Origin of the sequence: Rhodococcus artemisiae, from assembly GCF_036327795.1 — a bacterium.
Taxonomy (GTDB): domain Bacteria; phylum Actinomycetota; class Actinomycetes; order Mycobacteriales; family Mycobacteriaceae; genus Rhodococcus; species Rhodococcus artemisiae.
Map to the genome: position 1 here is coordinate 231,240 of NZ_JAUTXY010000008.1, position 10,159 is coordinate 241,398.

Consider the following 10,159-nt stretch of genomic DNA (forward strand, 5'->3'; position numbering starts at 1 on the left):
TCCGCACACCTGCGGCCACGAAAAGACGAGGATGGTGGAAGAACCCGTCTGTCCGGCCGCGCCCCACCGCAGGAGATTCATCATGACCGGTATCGCCACCCCCGCACTGCCCAGCTACGACTCCGGGGCATGGGATGTCCCATTGCTGGGCGACACCATCGGCGACAACCTCGACCGCACTGTCGCCCGCCACGGCGACCGCGACGCACTCGTCGAACGAGCCACAGGTCGACGCTGGACATACTCCGAGTTCGCCGCCGAGGTCGACGCACTGGCCCTCGGACTGCTGCGAGCGGGCATCGGCAAAGGCGACCGCGTAGGAATCTGGGCTCCCAACTGTGCCGAATGGACGTTCGTGCAGTACGCCACCGCCAAGGTCGGCGCCGTGCTCGTCAACATCAACCCCGCGTATCGCTCGCACGAACTGCAGTACGTGCTCGCGCAGGCGGGTATCCGGATGCTGATCTCCGCACCGGAGTTCAAGACCTCCGACTACGCCGCGATGATCGGTGAGGTGCGCGGTGAGTGCCCAGACCTCGAGCAGGTCGTGCTGATCGGCCGCTCGGAGTGGGACGAGCTCGGCGCCGCGGGTCGGGCGGCGCTGGAAACCGATCGGTCGCCGCTCGACGCAGCCCGGAAGGGTTTGTCTCCTGACGACGCGATCAACATCCAGTACACGTCCGGAACCACCGGATTCCCCAAAGGTGCCACCCTCAGCCACCACAACATTCTCAACAACGGATTCTTCGTCGGGGAACTGTGCCATTACACCGAGCAGGACAAGGTGTGCATTCCCGTGCCCTTCTACCATTGCTTCGGCATGGTCATGGGCAACCTCGCGTGCACGAGTCACGGCGCGACCATGGTGATTCCCGCACCGGCGTTCGATCCGGCCGCCACCCTCGCTGCCGTCGCCGAAGAACGCTGCACGTCGCTGTACGGCGTGCCGACGATGTTCATCGCCGAACTCGCCGACCCCTTGTTCGAGACCGTCGACCTGTCGAGCCTGCGCACCGGCATCATGGCCGGGTCGCCGTGTCCGGTCGAGGTGATGAAGCAGGTCATGGAACGGATGGGGATGGCCGAGGTGTCGATCTGTTACGGGATGACCGAGACGTCGCCGGTGTCGCTGCAGACACGCAGCGACGACACCATCGAGCAGCGCGTGTCCACTGTCGGGAGGGTCGGGCCGCACATCGAGGTCAAGATCGTCGATCCCGCGACCGGACTCACCGTGCCGCGCGGTGAGCCGGGTGAGCTGTGCACGCGCGGCTATTCGGTGATGCTGGGGTATTGGGAGCAGGCAGAGAAAACTGCCGAAGCGATCGATGCGGCACGGTGGATGCACACGGGTGATATCGGTGTGATGGATTCCGCAGGGTACGTCTCGGTGACCGGCCGGATCAAGGACATGGTGATCCGCGGCGGCGAGAACATCTATCCGCGTGAGATCGAAGAATTCCTCTACACGCACCCTGACATCCTCGATGCCCAGGTCGTGGGTGTTCCGGACGCGAAGTACGGCGAGGAACTGATGGTGTGGGTGCGCCTGCGCGAGGGTGCCGACGCCCTCGACGCGGACGCGCTGCGCGAATTCTGCACCGGCAAACTCGCGCACTACAAGATCCCGCGCTATGTCCACATCGTCGACGAGTTCCCCATGACGGTCACCGGCAAGATCCGCAAGGTCGAGATGCGTGAGGTGTCGGTTGCGCTCCTCGAGGAGGCCGATCGGACGTGAACCCGTTGCGGCCCGAGATCGCGCTGTCCTGGAAGCGATCCGAGCTGAGCGGTCTCGATCCGGGGCACCTTCCCGAGCCCACGCTGCTGGGCCCCTCCGACACCTCCGGTCGGCTGCGCAGCGCGGCTCGGCCGGTGCTCGATGAGCTCGGCACGCAACTGTCCGGAACCGAGTGCTGCATTCTTCTGGTCGATCGTGACTGCCGGATCGTGACCCGCGTGTTCGACTCCGCATCCATGCAACGTGCCATGGACGATCTCGGTGTCCTTCCCGGCGCGGAGTTGAGTGAAGAGACGTTCGGCACGAATGCGCTCGGCACCCCGCTCGAGGTGAGGCAAGGGCTCGTCGTGCACGGGGAGGAGCATTTCCTCGAACCGCTCAAGGGGTTCAGCTGTTACGGCCATCCGCTGATCCACCCCGTCACCCGCAGGATCGAGGGCATCCTCGACATCACGGCGGTCGGGAAGACCGCGAATCCCCTGTTCGCGCCGGTTGTGGCCCGCGCGGCGCGCGATATCGAAGCGCGCCTGCTCGAGAGTGCCCGCGAGGCGGACCAGCGAGTGGTCGAGGCGTTCCAACGCGCCGCGCAGCGGCGCGGGCTCGCGGTCGCGGCGATGGGCGAGGACATCATGCTCACCAACAAGGCCGCCGTGGATCTGCTCGTTCCGGCGGATCATGCAGCGTTGCGCGCGATCGCGATGGACCTACCCTCCGGCGAGTCGCGAACGATGGACTTCGCACTCACCGCGGGTGGTCGCACCACCCTGCGGGTCGACCGCATCCCGGGTATCGACGGCAGCGCGCTGTTCCTCCTCGACGCCACGGGAGATCGGAAGCCGGTGCGTCGAACCGCGGCGGCGCAGACCACGTCGAGCAGCCTCCGAGACGAGCTCGCGCGTGTCCGCGCCGGCACCGGCAGCGTTCTCGTCGTCGGCGAACCCGGCAGCGGACGTACCTGGGCGGCCCGTGAATTCACCGGCCGCGGTGGAGTGTTCATCGACGCTGCGCGCATCGTCGCACAAGGGCAACGGGAGTGGTCCGCGGCGCTGCTGGCCACCGTGGACGGGGCCGCGAGCGCGGACGTGGTGGTGGTCGAGCACGTGCACGTGGCTCCGGACCCCGTCCTGGGATTGCTCGTCTCCGTGCTGGAATCGGGGCCGAGATTCGTGTTCACCTCGGATCCCCTCGACACGGTGCGCGAGCCGGTCCGTGAACTCCTCACGCGATGCGCCGGGCGCGTGCGCATTCCTGCACTGCGCCACCGTATCCGGGAGATCGGAGACCTCGCGGCCTCGCTTGCCGATGAGCTCGGCAGACCCGACATCCGTCTCGGTCCGGGTGCGGTCGCGGCGTTGGCAGGCCGCTCGTGGCCGGGCAACCTCGCCGAACTCCGCGCGGTGCTCGCCGGAATTCCGGAACGGGGGTCGTCACTGCCGCTCCGCGCAGAAGACCTCGCACCGGAATACCGCAGCAGCGGCCGAGTGGCGAAACTCGGTGGCCTCGAACGCGCCGAACGCGAAGCGATCATCGACGCTTTGCGCGACAGCGGCGGGAACAAGGTTCATGCCGCGGCTCGGCTCGGCATCAGTCGCACCACGCTGTACAGCCGGATCAAGGCGCTCGGCATCGTCTGACGTCGTGGCGCGCCCTTGGCGAGTGTCCAAACCTTGGACAGTTCGGAGACGCCCCTCCGGGGAAGTATGACTCGTGTCACACTACTTCTGGAGGTTCGTATGACTGCCGTGGCCGAATACACCGTCGCCCCGCGTGTCCGAGAGTTCCTTTCCGCAACCCGACGCCTCTATATCGGCGGCGAGTTCGTCGATGCTGCGTCGGGTCGCGTGTTCGCCACCCACGATCCCGCCACCGGCGACAAGCTCGTCGACGTCGCTCACGGCGGCGCGGAAGACATCGACCGAGCCGTCCGCTCGGCCCGCTCCGCATTCGACCACGGTCCGTGGCCGACGATGAAGGCAGCCGACCGTGAGCGGATGATCTGGCGGGTAGGCGATCTGCTGACCGAGCGCGCCGAGGAATTCGGTCAGCTCGAAGCACTCGACAACGGTAAATCTGCTGCGATCGCTGCGGCAGTCGACACCGCCTGGTCGGCCGACATCTTCCGCTACTACGCGGGCTGGGCCACCAAGATCGAGGGCAGCACCGTCAACGTGTCGATGCCGTTCGTGCCCGGCGGCGAATTCCACGCCTACACACTGCGCGAACCGGTCGGCGTGTGCGGGCTCATCGTGCCGTGGAACTTCCCGCTCCTCATGGCCGCGTTCAAACTCGCGCCGGCGCTCGCGGCAGGCAACACCGTCATCCTCAAACCGGCCGAGCAGACACCGCTGACCGCCCTGCTCCTCGCCGAGGTGTTCGAGGAGGCCGGCTTCCCGCCCGGCGTCGTCAATGTCGTGACGGGGTTCGGAGATGCAGGCGCCGCGCTCTCCGCCCATGACGGTGTGGACAAGATCGCGTTCACGGGCTCCACGGAGGTCGGGAAGAAGGTCGTGGACGCCGCGAAGGGCAACCTGAAGAAGGTTTCGCTCGAACTCGGCGGTAAGAGCCCCAACATCGTGTTCGCCGACGCGGATTTCGACGCGGCGGTCGCAGGGTCGCTCGATGCATGGTTGTTCAATCACGGTCAATGCTGTGTCGCAGGAACGCGCCTGTTCGTCGAGCGACCCATCTTCGAGCAGTTCACCGAGGCAATGGCCGATGCCGCGAGCAAGGTGAAGATCGGTCCGGGCATGGACCCGGCCACCCAACTCGGACCCCTGGTCTCCCAAGAACAGCTGGATCGCGTCACCGGCTTCCTGCGCGAAGGCCTGACCGACGGAGCACGTGCGCTGACCGGTGGACAACGCTGGGGCGACAAGGGCTTCTTCGTCGAACCGACCGTCCTCGTCGATGTACGGCCCGAGTTCAGTGTGGTGCGAGAAGAGATCTTCGGACCGGTCGTCTCCGCGATGCCGTTCGACGCCGAAGACGGTATCGACGCGGCCGCCAACGACTCGATCTACGGTCTCGCCGCGGGGATCTGGACACGTGACCTGTCCAAGGCCCACCGCACTGCCCGCCGGCTGAAGGCCGGATCGGTGTGGGTCAACCAGTACAACGGCTTCGACACCGCCATGCCCTTCGGCGGGTTCAAGCAGTCGGGCTGGGGTCGCGAACTCGGCTCGAGCGCGATCGACCTCTACACGCAGACCAAGGCCGTGAACATTGCGCTCTGAACCCCGCATGCGCTGCGAACCCCACCAGTACTGAGACAACAGCGAGACAACGGAGGACGAGATGAAGACCAAAGCAGCAGTTCTGCTCGAAGCAGGCAAGCCGTTCGAACTGATGGAGCTCGAACTCGACGGGCCCGGCCCGGGAGAGGTCCTGATCAAGTACACCGCCGCGGGTCTGTGCCACTCCGACCTGCATCTCACCGACGGGGACCTCCCCCCGCGCTATCCGATCGTCGGAGGCCACGAAGGATCCGGCATCATCGAAGAGGTCGGTCCCGGAGTCACCAAGGTCAAACCCGGAGACCACGTGGTGTGCAGTTTCATTCCCAACTGCGGAACGTGCCGATACTGTTCCACGGGCCGTCAGAACCTGTGCGACATGGGCGCGACCATCCTCGAAGGATCGATGCCCGACGGATCCTTCCGCTTCCATTCGGGCGGAACCGATTTCGGGGCCATGTGCATGCTGGGTACGTTCGCCGAACGGGCCACGATCTCGCAGCACTCGGTGGTCAAGGTCGACGACTGGCTCCCGCTCGAAACTGCAGTGCTCGTCGGCTGCGGTGTGCCGTCCGGCTGGGGCACGGCGGTGTACTCCGGTGACGTGCGCGCCGGCGACATCGTCGTCATCTACGGCATCGGCGGCCTCGGGATCAACGCCGTCCAAGGCGCAGTCCACGCCGGAGCGAAGTACGTCGTGGTGGTCGACCCTGTCGAGATGAAACGCGACGCGGCCCTGAAGTTCGGAGCCACCCACGCCTTCGCGACCGCTGCGGAGGCCGCGGAGAAGGTCAACGAGCTGAGCTGGGGGCAGGGCGCCGACGCCGCGCTGATCCTGGTGGGCACGGTCGACGAGGAGGTCGTGTCGGCGGCGACCGCGGTCATCGGTAAGGGCGGCACCGTCGTGATCACCGGCCTGGCGAACCCCGAGAAGCTGACCGTCCACGTATCGGGCACCGATCTGACTCTGTTCCAGAAGACGATCAAGGGCTCGCTGTTCGGTTCTGCCAACCCGCAGTACGACATCGTGCGGCTACTACGTCTCTATGATGCCGGCCAGCTGAAGCTCGACGAGTTGATCACCACCCGGTACACGCTCGACGAAGTCAACCAGGGCTATCAGGACCTGCGCGACGGCAAGAATCTGCGTGGAGTGATCGTCCACGCCTCGTGAACGGACTCCGGCCGCACAACTTTCGGTAGACGATCTTCGGAATTCGCCCCGGAGACACCACCTGGACGCACACACTGGCATACAGTTCGTCGCGGCAAGATCATCTACGAGAGGAGCACGCGATGTTCTGGGAAATCGTCGGCACCATCATCTTCGGTGCGGTCATCGGTGTGCTGGCCCGGCTCGTGATTCCGGGCAAGCAGTCGATGGGCATGATCATCACGGTCATCATCGGCATCGTCGGCGCCCTCATCGGTTACTGGGTCTGGGGCGCGATCTCGTCGGAAGGGAACGAGGACACCGGCGGAATCGACTGGATCCGGTGGATCATCAGTATCGCGGCCGCAGTCGTCCTGACTCTGCTCTACACATCGATGACCAGGTCGAAGAATTGATCCACCACTCCTGACCGCATCGAGCCGATGGCCTCGCCCTTTCGGGCGGGGCCATCGGTCTTTCCATCACTCGCGACGAAACGGTGACCGGACAGGCCGAGCGCGGGATGATCGGAAGTGGACGAACGAGGAAGGTCGACGACATGAGCGTGATTCCGGGACCGGCGTGGTTGTTCTGCCCGGCAGATCGGCCCGAGCGTTACGGCAAGGCCGCTGCGACCGCCGATGTCGTCGTCCTGGATCTCGACGACGGTGTTGCACCGGCCGACAAGGACTACGCTCGTCGGTCTCTTCTCGACCGGTCGCTCGATCCGGCGCGGACGGTGGTACGCATCGGTCCATCCGGCACCGACGAGCATCGTCAGGACCTGCGCGCCCTCGCTGACAGCCCGTACACCCGGGTGATGCTCGCGCGATGCGAATCGCCGGAGCAGGTGACGGCACTCGCCCCGCTCGAAGTCGTCGCGCTCGTCGAATCTCCGCGCGGCGTGCTCGCGGTCGCGGACATCGCGCTGGCGATGGGCACGGTCGGTGTCATGTGGGGAGCGGAGAGCCTCGCCGTGGGCCTCGGTGGACAGACCCTCCGGTATACGGACGGTACCTACCGCGACGTGGCGAAGCATGTCAGATCGTCGGTGCTGCTTGCGGCGAAGGCGTACGGACGCTGGGCTCTCGATGCGGCGTACCTCGACATCGGGGACCATGCCGGACTGCGCGGCGAGGCACTCGACGCGGTCGCGGTCGGATTCGATGTGAAGGTGGCGATCCACCCCGATCAGGTGGGTGTGATCCGAGAGGCCTACACGCCGAGCGCCGAGTCGGTCGAGTGGGCTCGCAGGGTCCTCGCGGCCGTGCCGGAGTCGCGCGGCGTGTTCCGGTTCGAGGGTCAGATGGTGGACGCGCCCGTACTACGACATGCCGAACAGGTCCTCCACCGATCGGTGGAAGCGCGCGCCAACGGTTACCGACCGGGTCGCACGGAGGTCGAACCGGAACGGAGGTGACGGTGATGGTCCAACCACAGTGGGTTCCCGGCGAGGTGGACTTCGCTGAGGCGAGAGTGACCGCGTTCGGCCGGTTCGTCGAACAACGGCACGCCGTGGAACTACCGGATTACGACACACTCCGGCAATGGTCGATCGAGCATTCGTCGGAGTTCTGGCAGGCGGTGTGGGATTGGTTCGAGATCCGCGGTGGCACCGATCCCGGGCCAGCGCTCGCCGACGCCACGATGCCGGGAGCCGTGTGGTTCCCCGGAGCGCGGCTGAACTATGCCGCACACGTTTTCCGGAACGCTCGTAGCGATCGGCCGGCGATGGTTCACATCGACGAGAATGGACAACGGCGGGAGACGAGTTGGTCAACGCTGCACGGCCAGGCCGCGGCCCTCGCGGCCACGCTCCGTGAATGCGGAGTGAAGGCTGGAGACCGGGTCGTGGGGTACCTGCCCAATATTCCCGAGGCGGTGGTCGCAATGCTTGCCACCACAGGAATCGGTGCCGTGTGGGCCGCCTGCGGGCAGGACTACGCCGCGCCCGCCGCGCTCGATCGGCTCGGCCGGCTCGAGCCCAAGGTCCTCGTCACCGCGGACGGCTACCGGTACAACGGTCGCCGACACGACCGAGTCGCCGAGGTCGCCTGGTTGCGTGAACACATGCCCGGCCTCGAGATGACGGTGCTCGTCGCCCGCAGCGAGACCTCCGGCGACACCCTGCTCGATCCGGGCATTCTCACCTGGGAAGAGGCAACCGCAGGCGAACATGAATTCGAGCCCGTCCCGGTACCGTTCGACCACCCGCTGTGGACGGTGTTCTCGTCCGGCACCACGGGCCTGCCCAAGGGCATCGTGCACGGGCACGGGGGAGTGCTGCTCGAGCACCTCAAGGCAGTATCGCTGCATCTCGACATCGGCCACCGCGACACGTTCTTCTGGTACACGAGCCCGAGCTGGATGATGTGGAACTTCCTCGCGGCGGGACTGCTCGTCGGCGCCACGATCATCTGTTACGACGGTGCTCCGGCGTACCCGGAAGTCGACCGGCTGTGGCGGATCGCCGCCGATGAACATGTCACGGTCTTCGGGACGAGCCCCGGCTATGTCCTGGCGTGCATCAAGGCGGGTGTCGTCCCGCGCCGCGAACACGACCTGTCCGTTCTCCGTGGGGTCGGCGTCACCGGCTCGACACTGCCGCCCACGTCGTCGCTGTGGCTCGGGGAGAACGCGGGGGAGCGGGTCCAGGTCATGTCGATCACCGGTGGCACCGACGTGGTGTCGGCCTTCATCGGGTCGGTCCGGACCGTTCCGGTCTGGCCGGGCGAGTTGTCGGTGCCGTGCCTCGGCGTCGCCGTCGATGCATTCGACGCGGCGGGTCGTCCGGTGCGCGGCGAGGTGGGGGAGCTCGTGGTCACCGCGCCGATGCCGTCGATGCCGGTTCGGTTCTGGAACGATCCCGACGGCGCCGGACTCCGAGAGGCGTACTTCTCGGTCTACCCCGGAGTGTGGCGGCACGGAGACTGGATCTCCATCACCGAGCGCGGTTCCGTCGAGATGCACGGGCGCTCCGACGCGACGCTGAACCGACACGGGGTCCGGATCGGCACTGCCGACATCTACCAGGTGGTCGAAGACCTGCCCGAGATCGTCGAGGCGCTCGCGTTGGGCGTCGAGAGACCCGACGGCGGGTACTGGATGCCACTGTTCGTCGTCCTCGCCGACGGTGTGGTCCTCGACGAGGCCCTCCGTGAGCGGATCCGGAGTGAACTCCGGATGAGAGTCTCGCCGCGGCATGTGCCGGACGATATCCTCGCCGCACCGGGCGTGCCGCACACCCGCACCGGCAAGAAACTCGAGGTCCCGATCAAACGGATCCTGCAGGGAGCCGACCCCACGGCAACCGTCGAGCGAACGGCACTCGACGTTCCGGAACTCATCGATTGGTACCGCGACCTGGGGTGATGTGCGCCACTTCGTGAGTGCTGCCTTACTGGACAAGGGAGCGCCCGAAATGTTCGCATTGCGGCCATGGATGTCGCCATCAAGATTCTTCTGATCCTGCACTTTATCGGCCTTGCCGGAATCATCGGCTCGTGGCTGGCGGTCATCAAGGAGCCCCGTGTCGTGGCGGGCATGCTGCACGGCGCGATCCTTCAGGTGGTGACCGGTCTCGCGCTCGTGGGACTGCGAGAGATGGACGGCGCCGACGTGAATCACATGAAGATCGGCATCAAGCTGGTGATCGCACTGATCATCCTCGCCGTCGCGATCTTCGGTCTGAAGAAGGAGAAGCAGACCCCCGGCTCGACCGCTGCGCTCGCCCACGCAGCCGGCGGACTCGGCATCCTGAACGTGATCATCGCGGTCGTGTGGTGATCCTCCTCTCATCGTCGCGACGGTGACGCCGTGTCCTGCCCGCGACCATTCGTGCGCTGGTCCGAACCCTGTAGATTGGGCCGGTGTGTATGCGAAGGGCACCTGATATGACCGGCGAGTAACCTGTCTCGAACGGTTGTTGCCGGTCAGTAGGGTTCGGAGCTGCGTCGTCAGGTCAGTGGGATCCCGCTGCAGGGCTCGCCGTAACGATCCTGACCTGATCTGCAGATATACGCGGGGTACGGT

General features: G+C 66.0%; 8 protein-coding genes. All 8 read left to right on the forward strand.

What is annotated here, in order from left to right; genetic code table 11:
* Positions 1–82 precede the first annotated feature (82 nt).
* On the forward strand, positions 83–1,741 hold the full coding sequence (locus tag Q7514_RS18580; protein ID WP_330134728.1) for an AMP-binding protein: 1,659 nt from the start codon (positions 83–85) through the stop codon (positions 1,739–1,741).
* Entirely contained in the window at positions 1,738–3,375 is a 1,638-nt protein-coding gene (locus Q7514_RS18585) for a sigma-54-dependent Fis family transcriptional regulator (protein ID WP_330134729.1), read from the forward strand. The genes Q7514_RS18580 and Q7514_RS18585 overlap by 4 nt, the downstream gene beginning before the upstream one ends.
* 99 nt (positions 3,376–3,474) lie before the next feature.
* Positions 3,475–4,974: an aldehyde dehydrogenase family protein gene (locus Q7514_RS18590; RefSeq protein WP_330134730.1), complete on the forward strand. Its 1,500-nt coding sequence runs from the start codon at positions 3,475–3,477 to the stop codon at positions 4,972–4,974.
* A 61-nt stretch (positions 4,975–5,035) separates the two neighbouring features.
* The gene (locus Q7514_RS18595; RefSeq protein WP_330134731.1) at positions 5,036–6,148 is read left to right on the forward strand and encodes an NDMA-dependent alcohol dehydrogenase; all 1,113 of its coding nucleotides are present in this window, start codon (positions 5,036–5,038) and stop codon (positions 6,146–6,148) included.
* Positions 6,149–6,270: 122 nt separating this feature from the next.
* Positions 6,271–6,543, forward strand: coding sequence for a GlsB/YeaQ/YmgE family stress response membrane protein (locus Q7514_RS18600; RefSeq protein WP_330134732.1), 273 nt, complete (start codon positions 6,271–6,273; stop codon positions 6,541–6,543).
* Between the two features lie 143 nt (positions 6,544–6,686).
* Positions 6,687–7,547 carry an HpcH/HpaI aldolase/citrate lyase family protein gene (locus tag Q7514_RS18605; RefSeq protein ID WP_330134733.1) on the forward strand — a complete coding sequence of 287 codons (861 nt, stop codon included), beginning with the start codon at positions 6,687–6,689 and terminating at the stop codon, positions 7,545–7,547.
* Positions 7,548–7,552: 5 nt separating this feature from the next.
* On the forward strand, positions 7,553–9,499 hold the full coding sequence (locus Q7514_RS18610; RefSeq protein WP_330134734.1) for an acetoacetate--CoA ligase: 1,947 nt from the start codon (positions 7,553–7,555) through the stop codon (positions 9,497–9,499).
* A gap of 66 nt (positions 9,500–9,565) precedes the next feature.
* A complete protein-coding gene (locus Q7514_RS18615) occupies positions 9,566–9,913 on the forward strand; it encodes a hypothetical protein (protein ID WP_330134735.1) in 348 nt (115 codons plus the stop codon).
* The last annotated feature ends 246 nt before the right edge of the window (positions 9,914–10,159 follow it).

Excerpts from the sequence above, each read along its gene's own strand:
- Q7514_RS18580 (WP_330134728.1), top strand. The coding sequence starts at position 83 with ATGACCGGTATCGCCACCCCCGCACTGCCCAGCTACGACTCCGGGGCA.
- Q7514_RS18590 (WP_330134730.1), top strand. The coding sequence starts at position 3,475 with ATGACTGCCGTGGCCGAATACACCGTCGCCCCGCGTGTCCGAGAGTTC.
- Q7514_RS18595 (WP_330134731.1), top strand. The coding sequence starts at position 5,036 with ATGAAGACCAAAGCAGCAGTTCTGCTCGAAGCAGGCAAGCCGTTCGAA.
- Q7514_RS18600 (WP_330134732.1), top strand. The coding sequence starts at position 6,271 with ATGTTCTGGGAAATCGTCGGCACCATCATCTTCGGTGCGGTCATCGGT.
- Q7514_RS18605 (WP_330134733.1), top strand. The coding sequence starts at position 6,687 with ATGAGCGTGATTCCGGGACCGGCGTGGTTGTTCTGCCCGGCAGATCGG.
- Q7514_RS18610 (WP_330134734.1), top strand. The coding sequence starts at position 7,553 with ATGGTCCAACCACAGTGGGTTCCCGGCGAGGTGGACTTCGCTGAGGCG.
- Q7514_RS18615 (WP_330134735.1), top strand. The coding sequence starts at position 9,566 with ATGGATGTCGCCATCAAGATTCTTCTGATCCTGCACTTTATCGGCCTT.